This is a genomic window from Pedobacter cryoconitis, assembly GCF_014200595.1.
GTDB lineage: Bacteria > Bacteroidota > Bacteroidia > Sphingobacteriales > Sphingobacteriaceae > Pedobacter > Pedobacter cryoconitis_C.
In genome coordinates this window covers 1,500,903-1,520,550 of the sequence record NZ_JACHCG010000001.1, presented here as the reverse complement: position 1 = coordinate 1,520,550, position 19,648 = coordinate 1,500,903, and the positions used below count along the sequence as shown (strand labels likewise).

At 39.2% G+C, this 19,648-nt stretch carries 18 protein-coding genes; 9 read left to right on the top strand and 9 right to left on the bottom strand.

The genetic code is table 11. From position 1 onward, the window contains the following. Positions 1–109 precede the first annotated feature (109 nt). From HDE70_RS06165 to HDE70_RS06155, 3 genes are all read right to left on the bottom strand, one after another. A complete protein-coding gene (locus HDE70_RS06165) occupies positions 110–2,251 on the bottom strand; it encodes a hybrid sensor histidine kinase/response regulator (protein WP_183869107.1) in 2,142 nt (713 codons plus the stop codon). 121 nt (positions 2,252–2,372) lie between these two features. Then, positions 2,373–2,843, bottom strand: coding sequence for a Dps family protein (locus HDE70_RS06160; RefSeq protein ID WP_183869108.1), 471 nt, complete (start codon positions 2,841–2,843; stop codon positions 2,373–2,375). A 36-nt stretch (positions 2,844–2,879) separates the two neighbouring features. Further along, positions 2,880–3,362, bottom strand: coding sequence for a hypothetical protein (locus HDE70_RS06155; RefSeq protein ID WP_183869109.1), 483 nt, complete (start codon positions 3,360–3,362; stop codon positions 2,880–2,882). Positions 3,363–3,477: 115 nt separating this feature from the next. On the opposite strand from HDE70_RS06155, the gene HDE70_RS06150 reads away from it, so the two are divergent. From HDE70_RS06150 to HDE70_RS06120, 7 genes are all read left to right on the top strand, one after another. Beyond that, a complete protein-coding gene (locus HDE70_RS06150; RefSeq protein ID WP_183869110.1) occupies positions 3,478–4,068 on the top strand; it encodes an RNA polymerase sigma-70 factor in 591 nt (196 codons plus the stop codon). A gap of 19 nt (positions 4,069–4,087) precedes the next feature. Beyond that, the gene (locus tag HDE70_RS06145; protein ID WP_183888762.1) at positions 4,088–5,080 is read left to right on the top strand and encodes a FecR family protein; all 993 of its coding nucleotides are present in this window, start codon (positions 4,088–4,090) and stop codon (positions 5,078–5,080) included. Then, on the top strand, positions 5,064–7,601 hold the full coding sequence (locus HDE70_RS06140) for a TonB-dependent receptor (RefSeq protein WP_260160514.1): 2,538 nt from the start codon (positions 5,064–5,066) through the stop codon (positions 7,599–7,601). Before HDE70_RS06145 ends, HDE70_RS06140 begins: the two co-directional genes overlap by 17 nt. A 2-nt stretch (positions 7,602–7,603) precedes the next feature. Next, the gene (locus HDE70_RS06135; RefSeq protein ID WP_183888759.1) at positions 7,604–8,557 is read left to right on the top strand and encodes a DUF4249 family protein; all 954 of its coding nucleotides are present in this window, start codon (positions 7,604–7,606) and stop codon (positions 8,555–8,557) included. Positions 8,558–8,562: 5 nt separating this feature from the next. After that, positions 8,563–9,138, top strand: coding sequence for a Crp/Fnr family transcriptional regulator (locus tag HDE70_RS06130; RefSeq protein ID WP_183888757.1), 576 nt, complete (start codon positions 8,563–8,565; stop codon positions 9,136–9,138). Between the two features lie 58 nt (positions 9,139–9,196). Beyond that, entirely contained in the window at positions 9,197–9,832 is a 636-nt protein-coding gene (locus HDE70_RS06125; RefSeq protein ID WP_183888755.1) for a cysteine hydrolase family protein, read from the top strand. Between the two features lie 153 nt (positions 9,833–9,985). After that, entirely contained in the window at positions 9,986–10,342 is a 357-nt protein-coding gene (locus HDE70_RS06120; protein WP_183869115.1) for an RNA polymerase sigma factor, read from the top strand. Between the two features lie 51 nt (positions 10,343–10,393). Here the strand turns inward: HDE70_RS06120 and HDE70_RS06115 are convergent, their stop codons facing one another. Further along, complete coding sequence (locus tag HDE70_RS06115; protein WP_183888753.1) at positions 10,394–11,170, bottom strand: glycoside hydrolase family 16 protein; 777 nt, start codon at positions 11,168–11,170, stop codon at positions 10,394–10,396. A 166-nt stretch (positions 11,171–11,336) separates the two neighbouring features. Here HDE70_RS06115 and HDE70_RS06110 point away from each other — a divergent pair, with 166 nt between their 5' ends. Continuing rightward, on the top strand, positions 11,337–11,711 hold the full coding sequence (locus HDE70_RS06110) for a VOC family protein (protein ID WP_183869120.1): 375 nt from the start codon (positions 11,337–11,339) through the stop codon (positions 11,709–11,711). Positions 11,712–11,716: 5 nt separating this feature from the next. Here the strand turns inward: HDE70_RS06110 and HDE70_RS06105 are convergent, their stop codons facing one another. Next, on the bottom strand, positions 11,717–12,658 hold the full coding sequence (locus HDE70_RS06105) for a bifunctional helix-turn-helix transcriptional regulator/GNAT family N-acetyltransferase (RefSeq protein ID WP_183888751.1): 942 nt from the start codon (positions 12,656–12,658) through the stop codon (positions 11,717–11,719). Further along, on the bottom strand, positions 12,645–13,148 hold the full coding sequence (locus HDE70_RS06100) for a GNAT family N-acetyltransferase (protein ID WP_183888749.1): 504 nt from the start codon (positions 13,146–13,148) through the stop codon (positions 12,645–12,647). The genes HDE70_RS06105 and HDE70_RS06100 overlap by 14 nt, the downstream gene beginning before the upstream one ends. A 270-nt stretch (positions 13,149–13,418) precedes the next feature. Between HDE70_RS06100 and HDE70_RS06095 the strand changes: the two genes are divergently transcribed. Continuing rightward, on the top strand, positions 13,419–15,728 hold the full coding sequence (locus tag HDE70_RS06095) for a glycoside hydrolase family 3 protein (RefSeq protein WP_183888747.1): 2,310 nt from the start codon (positions 13,419–13,421) through the stop codon (positions 15,726–15,728). 73 nt (positions 15,729–15,801) lie between these two features. Here the strand turns inward: HDE70_RS06095 and HDE70_RS06090 are convergent, their stop codons facing one another. The 3 genes from HDE70_RS06090 to HDE70_RS06080 form a co-directional block, all read right to left on the bottom strand. Next, complete coding sequence (locus tag HDE70_RS06090; RefSeq protein ID WP_183888745.1) at positions 15,802–18,135, bottom strand: hypothetical protein; 2,334 nt, start codon at positions 18,133–18,135, stop codon at positions 15,802–15,804. Further along, the gene (locus HDE70_RS06085; RefSeq protein WP_260159963.1) at positions 18,065–19,105 is read right to left on the bottom strand and encodes a hypothetical protein; all 1,041 of its coding nucleotides are present in this window, start codon (positions 19,103–19,105) and stop codon (positions 18,065–18,067) included. The genes HDE70_RS06090 and HDE70_RS06085 overlap by 71 nt, the downstream gene beginning before the upstream one ends. A gap of 97 nt (positions 19,106–19,202) precedes the next feature. Continuing rightward, positions 19,203–19,628 (bottom strand): DUF3995 domain-containing protein, encoded by a 426-nt coding sequence (locus tag HDE70_RS06080; RefSeq protein WP_260160513.1) that lies wholly within the window; start codon positions 19,626–19,628, stop codon positions 19,203–19,205. Positions 19,629–19,648: the final 20 nt, after the last annotated feature.

Sequence of the window (19,648 nt, the reverse complement as noted above, 5' to 3'; positions counted from 1 at the left end):
AGCTGACACGTATCCTGGGGGTAGAAGATTTTACAAATAATTCATCCATCCCTCTTCTGAGACTCACGGAAAAGGTTAAAATTACAAAAAAGAATAAAAATATTTGAGACTATGCTGGTGGAAGCTGTAGCACAGCTGCGATTTTTCTAACCAGTTCTGACTCAACAAAAGGTTTTCTGATCAGACCGGAAAACCCACTCGCTGAAATCTCTATATTTTCCAGCTCAGTTTCATTTCCTCCGATAACAATCACGGGTATCTTAGAAATGGAATCCTTAGCAGAGCGAATGGCAGCAAGCAATTCATATCCATCCATTTCGGGCATATGAATATCAGTCAGCACCACACTTACGATATTTTTATGTAAAATATCCAAAGCTTCAGCCCCGTTTAATGCCTGGTAAAACTTAACGTTCCACTTACTGGTCATCATTTTCAGGAACAGTAAATTCAGTTCATTGTCATCTACTGCCAGAATACTGATACCATTCAGCAACACCAGTGGCTCATCAGTTGCAGGTTTAACTATTCCGCGCTCTACAGCCGTCCCTTGCTGATAGGGAATATAAAATTTGAAAGTACTGCCCTCCCCGGCTTTGCTTTCCACGCTGATTTCCCCCTTTTGCAATTCAATCATCTGCTTGCATATATATAAGCCAAGCCCCGTTCCTGCTTTGCCTTTGGCGGAATTAGTTTGATAGTATTTAGAGAACAAGTTGGTTTGCTGTTCCGGGCTGATCCCCATTCCAGTATCTTTAATGCTAACTTCCAGTTTGTTTTGCTGCGCCGTTGTGTTTAGTTTTGCATGTACAGTAATACTGCCTGTATTGGTATACTTAATCGCATTGCTCAGCAAATTGACCATGATTTGTTTCAATCTGAAACTATCACCTGACAAGACTAATTGTTTATCTCCCTCAAAATTATAGTGGATCTCCAGTTTCTTTTTAGTGGCACTGAACTCCATACTCTCTATCACTTCTTTCAGCGCAAAATCGGCATTAAAAGGCTCAGAATTAATCTTGAACTCATTGGTTTCCATTTTAGCTGCATCTAAGGTATCATTCAGGGTAAGCAGCAGCATATCAGAAGATAAGGTAATAGAGCCCAGCATTTCTCTCTGACGCGGAGAAAGAGTGGTACGGCTGAATATATAAAGGAAACCCTTGATCGCTGTTAATGGATTCCGGATTTCATGGCTCATATGCAGCAACAAGTCCATCTTTTGCTGTGCAATACTTACAGCGCGATCGTTTTCTTTCCGCAGATCAACTTCTGATTTATCAAGCTTAATGATAAATATGATCAGCAATATGGCAAATACCAATACAAGAAATAGTGCGGCAAGGTAAAATTTGTTCAATAAAGCAGTAGTTTCCTGATAGCTTTTGAAAGCCATCTCTTTAAATTCAGCTACGATACTATAATTAATCTCCTTTACACCATTAATAATCCGTTCCATCTCATTGTTGATCCGGATATTCAGGGTAATCAGTTCCTTTTGCGCAGTTAATAACTTTTCATTGCGCTGCTGTAATTGCTGAATACCTTTTGCATAGGCCCTTTTATCATTTCCTGCAATTTTCATCGTCACAGAATCAATAGAGCCACTGGTGCGGTTATGATTAATCTCAATTACCCCTGTTTTAGTCTCATTCGTATTAGAAATAGCATCTTTCAACCTGCTAAAGAGTCCTTTCTTTTTAACTTCTACATCTTTACGGATCGTATCAGTTTGATTTTTAGTAATCTTTTTATTCGCATGTACTATGGTGTGGATACCCGGTAAATTCTGGTTATTCAGGTTAAAATCAGTATAAGCAGTGAGCAGGGAATCAAAATTATGCTTAAGTGTATATAAGTTTTCGGATAGCTTTAACTTCTTGTGATACCAATATCTAACTTTATTACGCTGTACAGCAGATAAACCCGCCGTATCGGTGTTTTCTTTAAGCAAAGAATCGATCTCATCAAAAGCCTGTGACAATTTTACTTTGTAGGCATTGCTTTTAGTACTGTCTGTGCTTAAAAGTGATTCCTGAAAATCGTCCTCCGCCTGATGAAGTAATAATAAAGCCCGTTGTGGTTTGGATTGATCGCGTTCTATATCGTAAGCGAATTTGGAAAGGTTTTCTAATTTATGGGTGATAGAATAACGCACAAATAAGGCAGCTATAGCCAGAACGATAACGCCGGCTAAGAAGGCAAGAATAATTTTTCTCGATAGAAATTTAGTGTATGTAGGTTTCAAATCGTAAATATTTCATTCAATAGAACGACAAAAATACCATTAATTTTTTTAGCCTCCCTTTATAATCAGGACAGGCAGTAAAAACCCCTGTGGTTAACGTATCACACAGGGATTGTTTAATTTACAAATAAATCTTCAGTTCCAGCATCATTCTTTGATGTATTTCCATTAGTTCAATAATATAGCGGCCAACTCCCGGTTCCTGAAGTTCATTTCCAAAATAAACAGCTTTCTTTTGCAGGCGGATGATCAGGCTTTCATGATCTTCCAATAGTTCATGGATAAGCTCCACCCCATTTGTATGGATCAGGGATTGCTCAGCCAGATGCTCGAGTTCTAAAAATATCTCGGGTGTAACCGGGATATTGTATCCCGTGGAATGAATACGTGCTGCAATACTGTCCATAGTATTTTCCAGCTGCTCATATTGTTCCTTAAAAAGCATCAATTTCAAATAAAGATCATTGTCATCCAGATTTTGGTGGGCATTCTTTGTTTTGGTATAAAGCAAAAATTCATCTGCCAAAACTACATTCAGCATCTGCGCTACTTTTGCCGGGTTATTTTCTATAATTCCGATAATTGGTTCCATATAATTTAAAATGTAAAAAATTGAGCTGATCAGGAGTTAAAATTTATAGGCAAGCCCGGCAGTTAAAAGACCTCTGTATCCCCAGCCCAGCTCAGCAAAACCTGCTATACTTCCATTGCCAATCCGCATAGCCAGCGGATTGAACTGATAGCTAAACTTATTGGCAAGAATATCGGTAAACAAGCCATATCCAGCACCGACTGAGCCATAGAATTCTACCGTTCTGCCATGTGAATAAGTGAAATCAATACTGGCAGCACCATTAAACTCTTTTACCTTGTGATCATCATAAGTACCACTATGATAACCGAAGTCGGCACCAACTTTTAATTCTTCACTAAACTGGTAACGATAGCCCAAAACAGTTAATATAGAGAGATTTGAATTTCCTCTCACTACACTTTCAGACAAGCGAAGGCTATTTAATCTTCCAAATTTCCTGCCTTGTGCTTTAACCCTGCTGAAGACCCCGCATAAAACAATTAATGTAACAATTACAGCAATTTTCCTTCTAAACATCCGGTATAATTTATTATTCCTTTCCCCATAGACGGCAAGAATCATAAATACCCCCACGTTATATTTTAAATTAATTTATCTTTGCCAATTGCAAGCCCAGGCTGGGTGTTATTATATGCACATACAAGAACCTTTATATTCAGATTTTCAGAAGTTATTCCGCCTGCATTACAAAACATTGTGTATGCATGCTTATAAATATCTTGCCGACTCCGACGAAAGTCAGGATGCCGTACAAGAAGTATTTGTGAAATTCTGGGAAATAAAGCAGGACATGGTGAATGATAAAAATGCGCTATACTACCTGATCACTGCGGTACGCAATAATTGTATTTCAAGGCTGAGGAAAAAAGTTCATACCCTATCAATGGAGGATGAAACAGTTTACAATAAAATAACAGACACCCCATTAGAAACAGCAGAAGAAGATAAAGAAAATACAGATATACAGACACTTGTTGACCAGGCGCTGGCATTGCTTCCACCAAAATGCGGTGCTATTTTCAGGATGAGCCGGATTGATAAGCTTACTTACCAGCAAATCGCCACCGAATTGGGGATCTCCATTAAAACAGTTGAAAACCAAATGGGTAAAGCGATCAGTATTATGCGGGAATTTGCCCGTACGCACTATATTCCCCTATCTGTTTTGTTTTCATTAATTTATTTTCTGGAACATAGGGGTATTCTAAATTTTTACGTTTAATCTTTGTTTAACAGCTACCATGCAAAATCAAGATATTAATTCTCTTCTGGCCAAACACTTCAACGGCGGGCTTCTTCCAGAGCAAAACATAGCTGTGGAAGAATGGATCAAATCCAATCCGCTGGAATATAGCCGCTTAAAATCATTGATAGAAAAAGCTGAGCAGGCTGTTTACAACCCTGATTGCAACTTAGATGATGCCTGGCAAAATATAGACGCTCAGATCAGAGGAAAACAAACTCAAACCATAAAATTAGTCAAAACAACCGGACAACGTATCTGGTGGATGTCTATTGCTGCATCCCTGTTCCTGGTCACCAGTTTTGCATTGATTTATTATAGCTCTTACTATAACCCTTTAATCACGGTAAGCTCAGGAAATTTCGCCAATAAGCAGGTTACACTGGCAGATGGCTCCCTGGTTACTTTGAATGCAAACAGTACTTTAAAATATTTTAAACTGCTCTCCGGAGATAAAAGGCAGGTAAGACTTGAAGGAGAAGCTTTCTTTGAGGTCACCAAAAACCCGGCAAGACCATTTATTATTGAAGCCGGAAAAGGACAGGTAAAAGTTCTGGGTACTTCATTTAATGTCAATACTGCTCAGGCACAGGTAGAAGTTACCGTGAGGACCGGAAAAGTACAACTGAGCAGTACTGAAAAACGCGGCCTTGCCATTACGTTATTACCAGGTAACAGAGGAACACTACATAATGATCAGCTTGAAAAAGACACCGTTGCGTCTGAAAATGAATATGCATGGAAAACAGGCATTTTAGTTTTCAGAAAAGAGCGGATGTCCAGTCTGGTCAAAGTACTTGAAAACACCTATCACAGAAAAATTATATTGGATAATAATGCTGCATCGTGCGCGGTAACAGCAACTTTTAAGAACCAGACTTTAGAAAGTGTATTAGAAGAATTAAAACTCATTCTTAAGTTTAATTACGAGGTTAAAAAAGATTATATATTAATCCATAATTTAGCCTGTGAGAATGATAACAGGGAATAAATTCTATCTTTTCCTATTTTTAATTCTGGCCCCTGTTATTTTAAATGCACAAAACAAGGCCGGGCTATTAAACACGCCTATAAAAATCACCCACAGAAAAGGATTAATCTCTTCTTTTCTAACTCAGGTTGAGCAAACCGGCATCTTATTAACTTATAATCCTGATAACATCAGGATGAACAGAAAGATAACCCTGTCCAATCGTATCAGCACCGTCGGAGAGTTGCTGGAAGAAATTTTGCGTGCAGAATCTATTCAGATTAAGGAATACGAAGGAAAAATACTGCTGATCAGCAACCCCAGGCTCATTACCCTGAGCGGTTTCATCAAAGAGGAAGGGAGTTCAGAGGTTATCATTGGCGCCAATATCACAGAAACTGAAAGTAACAGTATTGCTGTAACCAACGGATTTGGTTTCTATAGTATCAGTCTTGAAAAAGGCAGTTATGAATTGACGATTACGCATACAGGCTATTCCCCGGTCACCGTAAAAATTAATCTGGACGGAAAAAGTATCCGGAAGGATATTTTCCTGAAATCCGGAGTAGATCTTCCTGAGCTGGTCGTTACAAAAAGTACAGAATCCCGGAATAATTTAAATATAGGCGGAGATCATGTAGATCTGGAAGCAGCAAATAAACTCCCCTCCTTTCTGGGAGAAAAAGATGTCATCAGAGCCATTCAGTTATATCCTGGTGTTTCAGGTAACTCTGGTGGCTCAGTAAGTATGTTTGTAAGAGGTGGAAATGCCGATCAGAACCTGGTTACCCTGGACGATATTTCCATTTATAACATCAATCACTTTAACGGGATGTTTTCCATTTTCAATCCTGACGTACTCAAAAGCGTGGACTTTTACCGCAGCGATTTTCCTTCAAAATACGGCGGGCGTCTTTCTTCAGTATTGAATGTCCGTTCCAAAGATGGTAACATGGAAAAATACCATGGCCATACAACCATTGGTTTACTGTATGCATCTACCGGTCTTGAAGGGCCGGTTATCAAAAATAAAGCCTCTTTTTCCCTGAATACCAGGAGAAGCTGGCTGGATTTACTAGGTGCAAAAGCATTAGAGGATGCAGGGCTCTATTATTATTTTTTAGACGTGAACCTGAAACTCAATTACATAGCAAACCCTAATAACAGATTTTATATCAGCACCTATTTAGGCAATGACTCTTACCGGCAAAAATTAGACATCCCTGAGGACAGTAAGGAGGCTTTAAGATCGACCTTAAAATGGGGAAACCGGCTGGTGGCATTCAGGTGGAATAGTATTTTAAGTCCCCGTCTCTTTAAAAACACGACTGCCACTTTTAGTCAGTACAGAAATAGTCTGGATGCTAACCTGGTTTCCACACTGGTTGGATTGCCAAAACGTGTATATACCACAGTAAAGGATTACGGATTAAAAAGTGATTTCAATTATTATTTAAGGCCGGATCTTAAGTTAAATTTTGGAGGTGGTGTGAGTATGAATTCATTTATCTTTCCGGTTGGCCTGAGCACAGAAGAAAACATCACCATTAACACCCTTAATTTAGATGCCTATATCGAAGATGAAGTTAAGATTGGAACACGTACAGAATTAACGGCAGGCCTGCACTATACCGGATTTAAATCAGGGACTACATTCTACAACACTTTACAGCCAAGGATAAGGCTCTCTTATCGTTTGAGTGATAACCAGATAATTACTGCGTCTTATTCAAAAATGTCTCAATTTATACATCAGTTTACAACGAATGGCCTTTCAGTTCCAACGGAATTCAGGATTCCAAGCAGTAAAAACATTAAACCAGAGACTTCCGAAATCATCAACCTTTCTTATCGCCTGCAAGCAGGAAAAACAAGCAGCTTTAGTGCGGAAATCTATTTAAAAAACATGGATAACTTACTGGCACTGGGCTCAGGACAGGATATTGCCAATGGTTATTTTGCGAGAAAAATTGAGGACCGGCTGGCCTCGGGAAAGGGGATCAGCAGAGGGATAGAATTTAGTTATGTACAACAACTGAACTGGCTGAGATTTCAAATGGCCTATACCCTATCCAAAACTACCGGACAGTTTAAAGCCCTTAACCTGGGACAAAGCTTCCCCCTAGATCAGGATTTAAGGCATAACTTTAATTTTGCAGTCAATGCTTCTTTAGGGAAAAGACTGGAAATATCTGCCCTCTGGACTTATATTACAGGCAGGCATGTGACAGTACCACAAACTATACATAAAAGCATTGACGAAGTTCTGGGGAATACTTCCGCGCCGAATACTTATATCATTTCTGGATTAAACAATTACACGCTCTCCAACAATTACAAACTTGATCTGGGTTTGAACCTTACCCGTAAATTTAGTAACGGGCATCAAAGAATCTGGACTTTAGGAATGTACAATGCAATTGCGAATTCAGCGTCATCTTATTTATATGTCTCGGTCAATGAGCAGTCTAACAAAGTAAATATTCTGGAAGAAGCCAAGCTAAAATTAATTCCTTATTTTACCTTTACGTATAAATTTTAGCCATGCCTATTTACAGGAAAATAAATCTTCTGGCCCTGCTTCTGTTTTTAGCCCTGAGCGGCTGTGAAAAAGAAACAAATGTAGAACTTTCAGCTAAGAACCCTCAATTGGTTGTATTGGGTGAATTTAATCAGCAAGATGATGCACTAATCAACTTAAGCACATCCGTTTTCTCTGCCGCTGCGGCAGGTTTTCCTAATGTTGAAGATGCTCAGATCAGTCTGCTTGACCAGAATAACACCTTGATAGAAAAGTATCTTTACATGGGAAAAGGTAACTACATGGGAAAAAAGGCTATTGCCGGCAAAAATTACAAATTGTCTGTTGCTTACCAGGGAAAAACATACCAGGCAGAGACTACTATTCCCCCTGCTTTTCAACTCAATTTGCTTGAACAGGATTCAACCTATATGGAGGCCGAGATTGTTGACCTGAGCACAGAACCTAATTTTTATACTTTTGAACTCAGGGCCAATCGATATACCGTAGACAGATACTATCTGGCCAACGGACAAAAGGTAAAAGTCAACTCAGAAGCTGAATTTACAGCATTATTGAAAACCAATCCTGCCTTAGTACTTCAGCGCGATACTACTTTTGATGCAAAATTTGATCGGTTATTTATTACCACTGATGATAACAGAACTGAAAATGTAAGATTCAACGTGCTAAAAGATCATTCGGGAAGGATATTTTTAACGGATAAAACATTCAATGGAAATAAAACCACCTTAGAAATCGACTATGACCAGAGTACCTTAAAAGCTGAAAATATGCGGTACACCCTGGTTGTAAAATCTACTTCTGCTGCCTATTTCAATTATTTATACAGCATAGATCTGCAAGCTGCCAAAAGCATTGTTGGCGTGCTGGATGTCCCTGTTAAAGGAAACATATCAGATGCTTTTGGGATTTGGGGCGCTGCCTATATCCAGAAGATCATCATTAAAAAATAAAAGCTATGTTCGGTCTGCTTCATCAAAACATCTCAAAACACATTCAGCTTACAGCGGAAGAATTTGAACAGTTTTGTGCAAACTTTCATCTTCGCAAATTCAGGAAAAAGGAATTTCTTTTACGTGCCGGAGAAGTATGCAGATATGAAGCTTTTGTCACTAAAGGCTGTTTTAAAGTTTATTACCTGGATGAAAATGGTTCAGAGCAAATCATTTACTTTGCAGTTGAAGACTGGTGGGCTACCGATATTGATAGTTTCACCAACCAGGTTCCTGCTATTCTAACTATTGAGGCCTTAGAAGATTGCGAGGTTTTATGCATTAATAAACCTGATAAAGACCTTTTATACCAGCAGCTCACCCAGGTGGAGAAACTATTCCGGATTATGAACCAGAGAACATTGGTTTCTTTTCAGCGCAGGGTGATTTCCTCAATCGGTAAAACAGCTGAACAACGTTATCTTGAATTTATAGAAAAATACCCCCGGCTGGAAGAACGGTTGACACAACTGCAAATTGCAGCTTATCTGGGCATTACACATGAGTTTCTCAATAAGATCCGGAAAAAACTTTCCCATTGAACTAGTTCAATTTTTTGCAAAAAAGAGCGCTATACTTTTGTTGAATAAAAAAACAAAAATGAAAAAAGCAATCTTAAATCTTGGTGTAACCTGTCTGGTTACTTTATCTAGTATCCCTGCTGTATTTGCTCAAAAGAAAGCGCATACCAATAGTGCATTAATTGTGATTGATGTCCAGAATGATTATTTCCCCGATGGAAAAATGACGCTCTCCGGTGCAAATGAGGCGGCCGAAAATACCCGGCTGCTAATTGAAAAAAGCAGAAAAATCAATATGCCGGTGATTCATATTCAGCATATTGCCACACAAGAAGGCGCCACCTTTTTCTTACCCGATACACAAGGCGCTGAAATCTATGCAAGTGTAAAACCGATAAAAAACGAGAAACTAATCATCAAACACTACCCTAACAGTTTTCGTGAAACGGATTTACTGAAATATCTTCAAAGCAAAAACATTAAAAATCTTGTATTTGCAGGTATGATGACCCACGTTTGTATTGATGCAACAGTTAAAGCAGCTAAAGATTTTGGCTTTAACTGCGAAGTCATCGCAGATGCAACCGCAACGAGAGATCTGGAAGTAAATGGACAGCAGGTAAAAGCAGCAGAAGTGCAGAAAGCTTTATTAGCTGCCCTGAACTTTTTTTATGCTGAAATCGGCACCACTCAGGAATTCCTGAAACAACCTTAAAAAAACTTATCATTAATAACCGCTAATATTTTATTTTAAATGCTTTTAGCTATAAAAAACTGAATTACAAGCATTTATTTTGATAATAATTAGCGGTTATTTTTTTATACTTGATAAATAAAAAGCCAATTATATTGACCTAAAAGGATTACTATGGAATCAGAAAAAACCGTGTACAGTTACTTCAGCGATGTGATGCTACTCGAACATTTAAAAAAAGGCGACCGGCTGGCATTCATAGAAATTTTTGAACGGTATTGGAAGAAAGTCTATAACGAGTCTTATAAAAGGATAAAAAATCCAAAGCTCGCTGAATCAATTACGGAAAGTGTTTTTGTCAATCTTTGGGAAGAAAGAGAAAATGGGAAAATCGATAAATTACTTCCGTACTTATTAGCTTCATTGCGTTCTTATATATTGCAATTATACATTGAAGGCAAAACAGAGCGTCATTTTGAGAGCGGTTTAAGCCACCTGATGTTAATTTCCATGCCTACCGGAATTAACTAAACAGGAAGAAAACTGGTGAAACAATAATTTCACCAGCTTCCTAATTAATAATTATTGAGGCGTAAATTTAAAGGAGTGGATAATAATTTCTACTTCCTGTCCATTTATGGGAGCATGACCACTAAACAACCATAAATTCATATGTACTGGCAGCGCTTCTGTACTTACCGGGAAACCAGCAGGCGTATTATAGGCATAAAAAGCATTTGCTTCATTTTGCGTATGTCCATGATAACTTTTATAAGCAACCTGCTGACTGGTACGTGTAAACTTATAAGTACTATAAGTACCATTTAAAGCCAGTTCATAAGTTTTGGAATCCCTTGTCTCCGGATTTCCATAGGCAGGATATACGGTGTAATTGAAATTAGGCCACTGACTATTTCCCCATCTTGCAAATTCAATATCTACTTCGTGATGCCCGTCATCACCGGCTTTATAATTGAACAAACCGAGTACTATATTTGGATCTAACTGATCAGGACGGCCTTCAATTTGCCAGATATAAGAACCGTAACCAAAGTTCTGTTGTGAATAAATTTCCGCACAGTTCCATCTGCCGGTTACCGGATCTTTCTTCAGTTTTAAATGAAGGAATCCCTGTGCGTCTACCCAGACGCTGCTTCCTGACCAGTAATTAGGGCCAGGGCCGACTGTGGTATTGCCTACATCTTTGACATTCCAGGTCAGGCCACTAAAAACAATAGTACTCACGGCAGCAACCGATTTTTTATCCGTTTGCTGTCCTGAATTTTCAGCAATAGCCTGATCTTTTTTACAAGAAATGGCCAGCATCGCAAGGAGTGCAATAAAATACATGTTTTTCATAGGTTTTTTGGGGTTTTAGGTTTAGTTGTTTATATAATCATCTAACCTATTGACACTTAGTAAAACAAACAGGGGTAATGAAATCATAAATATATTTCAAGCTTTCTTCTGACAATTCTTACATAAATTGCCCGTTAAATAAGAAATCCATTATAAACACACAGAAATGATAAGCCATTTTGATCATATCGTAATTACTGTAACTGATATTGAGCGATCAGTCAACTTTTATGAATCCATTCTCCTGATGACTCCGATAACCTTTAGCAACGGCAGAAGAGCAATGAAGTTTGGTAACCAAAAGATAAATCTCCAACTTTTGGGACAGGAAACCAGGAATAAAGCAGGTGTAGGCTCAGCAGATATTTGCCTGATCAGTAACTGGACGACCGCAAAAGTCATTGCCCATCTTCAAGATAAAAACATCCGGATTCTGGAAGGCCCGGTTGAAAAATCAGGAGCAAACGGAATTATTATATCCGTTTACATTAATGATCCTGATCTGAATTTAATAGAAATAAGTAATTATAAAGATTCCTGACCTTTTTAAGTATTAAAAATCATTTTGTAATAAAGATTACCGGATTCCTCGAGCTGTTTGCCTTTTTTCAAAAAACCTGTTTTTTCAAACCAGCTCACCAAAGAAATTGGTGAATGCACATAAAAAACTTCATTTTGTGAAGCAGTAATCGCTTGAATTAACGCTTTCCCTACTCCCATTCCCCTGTACTGCTCCAATATAGCCAGTCCTTCGATTTTGTTCCCTGATTTAGTTTTGTGGTAACTGCATGTTCCTGCGGGCAAATCGTGTACAGTAGCCAGGAAGTGTGAAGATTGATCAGCTATAGTCACCGCAAACAACTGATCTGCATCCGTTTCCCTTAAAACGGACTTCAATATAGCACCAGAAGTTTTCAATCCTTCCGTAGTTTCCACTAACTGAACCTCCATTTCAAGAGGCACGACATCAGCCCCGGCCTCCTCTTTTTTTAGCTGGTCTACCAGAACCAATGCCCTTTCTAAAAACCCTTTCTTACGAAGTTGTGCTTCAGATTCATTCAGCGCCTTCAGCAAGCTATTTTCATTCTCAGTAATTTCTGATAATACTTTGACCATCACTTCCCATACTGGTTTCATCTGCTCAATCAGTTCCCAGGCCTTTCCTGTCAGGACAATCAGCCGTTTTCGTTCATCAGTTTTATCCCGCAAAGAGCTGATCAGCTTTTGCTGTTCCAGCTCTTTCAGCAAACTGATTGTCGAAGGATGTGCATAGCCAATTTCGGACGCAAGCTCCAGGATACTCAAAGGAGATTTGAATTGCAGCGTATAAATTACGGGAAACCATTTTGGTTCGAACTCTATCCCAAAAGCTTTGTACAACAATAACCCATCCTTACGGAACTGTTCACTTAAGCGTTGTAAACGTGTTGAAATGGCTAGTATACCAGACTCATCGATTAAATTAGCAGTTTCTTTATTTGTCATCATTCATCTGTAAAACAAAAAAATGAGTATCCAGTTTCATTAAAGGCATACTCGCCGGCAAGTTCGCTTTTTCGATTGGTACAAAACCATTCCGCTCATAAAACCGGATCGCTGCCTGTAATTTCTGGACAGTGCCGAGGTAAATTGCTTCAATTCCTTTTGTTCTGGCATAAGCAATCAGGGTAACCAGCAGCTTTTGCGCAATCCCTTTCTCTTTACCTCTGTAATCTTTGTGGACGAACATTTTACGGATAACCCCGATCCCCTCACCTATATTAATTAAGGCAATAGAACCGATCACCTGATCCTGATGTTTCGCAATCCAGAATTCTCCCCCTGGTGCTTTGTAAAATTGATCTATCTCGTTCAGGTCCGGCTGATCTGCCGCAGTAATCGGAATATTGAATTCTTGCTGCTGAATAGTAAGAATTAAGTCAATGATTTGTTCAGTCTCTGCAACTGTTGAAGTGGTAATTTCAAATTGTGTTTCCATCTGTCTACTATATAAGTGTAAAAGTACGTAGTCACCTACATAAATACAAATTATTATCAAATAATTGCATTGGAGAGATAAAATGATGCAGGGTTTTTATAGCAATAGTATACCCGGATTAAATATGGATTTGGAAAAACAGAAAATAAAGTTTACCATTGCTTCATACCGAAGCATAAAGATATAAGAAACACCAGATATCACCTTATATCACTGATAATAAACCACATCAACAACAAAACAACCGTAAAACAAACCAAATTAAACTGTATGAAAAAGGAAATATTAACGCTTCTGGTTTTCTCCTGCCTCCAGGTTACCTACGCCCAGGAAGGAAAAAACTATAAATTGATCACTAATCCGAACGGAATTATATTAGGTTATAATCCGGCGTCGGGTGTAAAAATACTAACCGTTGACGGGCTTAAATTTAAGGATCTGAATAAAAACGGGAAGCTGGATAAATACGAAGACTGGAGATTATCTGCCGATCTGCGGGCCAAAGATCTGGCGCAGCAAATGACCATTGCGCAAATCTCAGGCTTGATGCTTTATAGCGGCCACCAAATGCTCCCTGGTGCTGATGCTGGCTTTGGTGCAGCAACCTATAGTGGAATGGCTTTCAGTAAAAGCAAGGCTAAAGCAGAAGACCTGAGTGATAACCAAAAGAAATTCCTGAAAGAAGATAACCTGCGGCATATCCTGATTACCAAAGTACAGAGCCCTGAAGTAGCCGCAGCATGGAACAACAACATGCAGGCTTTTGTAGAAGGTATAGGGCTTGGCATTCCGGGAAATACCAGTACCGATCCCCGTCATACGGCAACTATAAACAGTGAATTTAACGCAGGCGCCGGAGGTACCATTTCCATGTGGCCTGATGGATTGGGCATGGCGGCAACATTTGATCCGGCCATCGTGAAGGAATTTGGACACATCGCCGCCCGGGAATACCGGGCATTAGGTATTTCCACAGCACTTTCCCCGCAAATCGACTTAGGGACAGAACCCCGCTGGTACCGCATCGCCATGACTTTTGGGGAAAGCCCGTTATTAGCTGCGGATATGGCGCGTGCTTATATTGACGGTTTTCAAACTTCTTCCGGAAAAGATGAAATCAAAGATGGCTGGGGTTATCAAAGTGTCAACGCCATGGTTAAACACTGGCCCGGCGGAGGCGCTGAAGAAGGTGGCCGCGACGGACACTGGGCTTATGGAAAATTTACCGTTTATCCCGGAAAGAATTTTGAACAGCATCTGAGCCCTTTCATCAACGGGGCTTTTAAACTGGATGGCAAAACCAAAGAAGCGGCAGCAGTAATGCCTTATTATACCATTACCAGCGGACAAGATCCCTCTGGTCAGAATGTTGCCAACGGGTATAGCAAATACATGATTACAGACCTGCTCAGAAAGAAATACAATTATGATGGCGTGGTCTGTACAGACTGGCTCATTACGGGCAATGAAGGTGCTACACCCGATATTTTTGCAGGTAAGCCCTGGGGTGCTGAGGCATTAACCATTAATGAAAGACATTATAAAGTGATTATGGCAGGCGTAGATCAGTTTGGCGGGAACAATGAAATCAAACCGATCATGGCCGCTTATCAAATGGGTATCAAAGAATATGGAGCAAAATTTATGCGTGCCCGCTTTGAAACTTCAGCAATCCGTTTATTGAAAAACATTTTCAGAGTGGGGCTTTTTGAAAACCCTTACCTTGATCCTCAGGAAAGCAAACAGATTGTAGGCAATACTGAATTTATGAAAGCAGGATTCCAGGCGCAGCTGAAGTCTGTAGTCTTGCTTAAAAACAAGTCTTCCATCCTGCCTGTGGCAAAGAACAAAACCGTATTTGTGCCAAGAATCTATTATCCAGCTTCCAAAGACTGGTGGGGAAACTTATCCGCTCCAAAATTTGATTACCCGGTAGATATCAATCTGATCAAAAAATATTATAACGTAACAGAAGACCCTGCCCAGGCCGATTTTTCTATTGTTTTTGTATCCAGTCCTTACAGTGCGGTGGGCGGGTATGATTTGAAGGACAGAAAAGCCGGAGGCAATGGTTATGTCCCAATCACTTTACAATATAACGCTTACACTGCTTCTACAGCCAGAGTACAAAGTATGGCTGCGGGAGATCCGGTTATAGATCCTTCCATTAGCAATCGCTCTTATATTAATAAAACCGTTACCGCCTATAATACGATGGATTTGAGAACGATCCTGGATACAAAAGCAGCGATGAAAGACAAACCAGTGATTGTAGTTGTTAACGCCTCCAAACCCATGATATTTAATGAATTTGAGCAGCAGGTGGAAGGAATTGTCTTACACTTTGGCGTTTCCGGACAAGCTGTAATGGATATTATTTCAGGAGCAGCAGAACCTTCAGGCTTATTGCCCGTTCAGATGCCAGCTAACATGCTAACAGTAGAGCAGCAATATGAAGACGTCCCTTTCGATATGACCTGCCATACAGACGCGCAGGGACATGTTTATGATTTTGGTTATGGAATGAACTGGAAAGGACAAATCAGCGATGAGCGCAACGCTAAATATCATTCCAAATAAGCCGGGTATGATCCCATAAAAAAAGGAGCGGCTACAAATGCCGCTCCTTCTTAAAAGTTGAATAACTATTCAATTAAGGTTTCTTATTGATGTAAGCTTTAAAATAACCACACTCATTTAATACTTCCTGATAATATTTGGTCTGGCTGTACTGTGCTTTCAACTCCGCAAAATATTTACCAGTAGGTATTTTACTAAAATCAAAGCCCCCATAATACTTCCGGTCATTACCTGGACTATTGTATTGCACGTTGTAAATCTCATTCCGTTCACATTTAGCTGCCATATAAGTGTACTTCGCTTTTAACTCTTTAGTTTTTGCATTGGCGCGCGCCAGCAGATAATACTTCTCTGCGACTTTACTATCAGTAACTATCTTTCTATAAGGTACCGGAATACTATAAGGAGAATCTCCATAGCTCTCAGTTACGCTTGCTGAATAGTAAAATACCCGAGCATTCCCATAATGCGTAATATTATAATAAGCATTACCTAGCAGGGCTGCATTTCTGGATACTTCTTTACCCGCAGCCAGATCCCCTTTAATTGTTTTTAAAGCTTCAATAAAGCCCAGCACTGTAAAATGTTTTTTACCCTTGTCGGCCTCATGATCGCAATCATGACAATCCTGAATCTTGATATTGAAAGGATTAGCCATCAGCTCAGTTCTATTGACCGTATCTGCCTGTTTCATCAACACAATAGCTTCGTCCAATTTCTCCTGATAAACCAATAACATAGCCTGTAAATAGCTCAGCTGCCCGACATTGATCGAATAATAATTCAGCATAGCCAGTTCAAAAGGAGTTTTATCTTTTTTATTAAGCAATGCTTTTGCCGCTTCTATCCTTTCATTGCTATTATAGAACGCCATTTCAGGAGCAAAAAAGTATGCTTTTAATACATTTCCCTGTTTTTTATATTGTGCAGATAACAAAATCATACTTTGGGCAATCGCACTGTTATAACGCAGATTAGCAATAGATTTTTTATTCTTGCTTAAGCTATTCAGCCAGTTTAAAGGCTCAACCATCTCCGCTTCAGCCTTTGCATCAATATGTTTCAGCGTTTTCAAATAAAGCAGCCAGTTCAGCACTTTATATTGTGCCATAACCAAAGTATCATTGACAGGTAACTGCTTTCTTCCTTTGGTGTAAAATGTTTTGGCCATTGCATAATTACCCGAAAGTGAATTCAGATAACCCGCAGCCAGGTTCCAGTAATAAGGTTTTGAGGTCTTCTCTTCATTGGCAATATTGCTGACCAAAGCCCGCTCATTTGATATTGCCAGACGTGTTACCGGATCAATTTTACTCGTATCTTTCCATGATTGCCCTTGTGACTCTCTGATATTAACCAGTCTGCTCAATAAGAGATCAAGTTTCTCAGATTTAGGATCAATCGCATAAATTTCCTTAATCGCACGGGCTTCATCCCTGCTGCTTCCTAACATCTGCCATAAAGTGACTTTCTCGTCTCCATTTCTGGCCAGGTTTAAAGTCTGTTTCCAGTCTGTCTCATTCTGAGGATGAAAACTCCATCTGCTAGGGATTTTCATTTCAAAAGAGTAATTATAACATAAGCTGTACAGATAGTTTGCCTGTGCAAAGTCTCCCTTTTGGTAATAATAACCCGCCAGATACCCCAATGCACGGTAATACATCATGTTTTTTGGAAAAGTAGCTTCCTCTTTAGCAAAATAGGCTGGTAAGGGTACATCAACCTTTGGCACATCAGCTGCATGTTGTTTCTGCTTGAAATAGTAATAACGCACCATCTGGAACCATAAACGTTCTTTGATAAAAGGATCTTTTGCTTCAGCAACAGCTTTCAATAAAGTATTCTCCAAAACTACAGGTACCTCTTTGACAGGAGTTTTTTCATAAGACCAGTAATCACCATCCCCAACTGCATAAACCTCGCACTCTTTAGCTAAAAGTAGATAGTCAAGAAAAGCATTTACTTTCTTTTTATTCGCTTTTGTATTTTTCAGATCAGGCATTCCTGCTGGCAATACATCCAGCTTGCCTTTATAATAACGGGCAACAGAATCAATATTTCCGGAACTGGCTTTGATAAGCAGTGTTTTCAATGCGGAAGTATCTACCTTATTCTCAAACCAGGAATTCCATTCGGTCACAACCAGCTGATTATAGCGGGTATTGCTGTTATCCAGATTATATCCATTATAGTATGTGATTTCACTGGTAAAGAAAAAAGGAGAATAAGTACTGCTTACAAAAGCTTCAGGTGCAAAGCTGGAACTCTCAAAATCATCATAATAGCCCCCATCACCACAGGCGACTACAACACCTGCTACCGCAATGGAGCAGACGCTAAAAATGAGCAGAAACTTCTTTGATATCTTTTGCTTCAAGCGCTGAAGCAGCGACGGTTGATAATTCATAGTATATTATATTTCTATTTTCAAGATGTGCAAGGTGTCTGGAGAGTTGTTTCGCTGCCAGATTTAATAACCTGGAATTTACATCCTCAAGTTTAAACAAATCATTTTCTTTGATATAAAGACCTGACAGATAAAAGCTTTTGTTCGCTTTATAAACATTTGATTGAGCTGTTTGCTGAAAGTTATTGCGGTCTGACAATTCTTTTTGACCTATCTTACCATAAAGCTGAATGATCTTCCCTTCTCTGATTTGTATTGTCCAGGAGAACAAAGGCAGCGCAATATCTAAAGGCAATTGATAAGTAGGCAGATAGCTGATATACTTTGAGGCATCCGTTGCATTGTAAATGGAATTACGCTGTTTCAGCTGAGCTGAAATCTTGCCCATATTATAAAACATTAATAAGCCTTTATCAACGGGTGGTACACCTGTACGGTCTGCATATTTGATCTGATGCAGGCGTATCGTTGCTTCCAGCTGTTTTTTATTAGCCGCTTTAAAAGCCTTAAGAAAAGCAAAATAACGATTTTTAGTCCCCGTAGTCCAGTCACAATCTATCTGAACACTTTGATAGGACACTTTATTTTGTGTGGTAATCTCATTGATTAACTTATTGACTTTTTCGGCCAGTGGCTCTATTTGATCAGCAGTTAGTTTTTCAAAGGTCTTATTGGTGATATAAATAACCGGGACAATATGGAATTGACTCACATCCTGGTTAATATTGATTACAGCATTGGGCCGGACATCATTTTTCTGTTCATCCCAGATCACATCAAATAAACGAAGATATAATTGATTACCAGCTCCATCCTTTAAAAGTGCAGCCTGAGATTTATCCAATAAAAAAGTGGTTTTCCAGTAATAAAAAGCAGAACTTGCCGTAGATTTTTTTTCTTTACAGCCCGTAATAGAACAGGTGGTCAGTCCCATAAGAATCAGCCCGAATAAAAACACTTTTTGACGCATATCAGCAAATTAATATTTCATTCTCAAATACGATTTAAGAATGCTGTAAAGGTAGACAAATCTGGTTTCCTTTTCAGCAGAACGAGATTTTATCCCGTTAAAACCCTATAAAGATCAGTAAATGAGCAGCAAAAAGCGTTAAACACAAAGGCGTGTAAAATAACCTGTCCTGCCTGGCGAAATCGGATGTTTTGTACTTTTTCATCAAGCCAACATAATTAAAATCACCAATTGCACGTAGCAGAAAGATGAGTCCGATCACAAGAATTCCATATTTCAGAAATAGTGGGTTTAGCGGCAAAACAGCTGAAAATTGAATACTGAGATTACATAGTGCAAAAATCAGCAACCCGACGGCCACAGTCAGTGTAGAAAGAACGCTGGGCATAAATAATTTCTGACCCGACCGATTTGTTGGTACAGCCAGATCTTTTCCCCAAAGCCCGCCAAATGCCCAATAGATATGGAGCAATGACAAAATGATCAGGATCAGTGAATTCAGGAAAGTCAGAAAAATAAGCATGCTCAAAACTACAGTTTTTC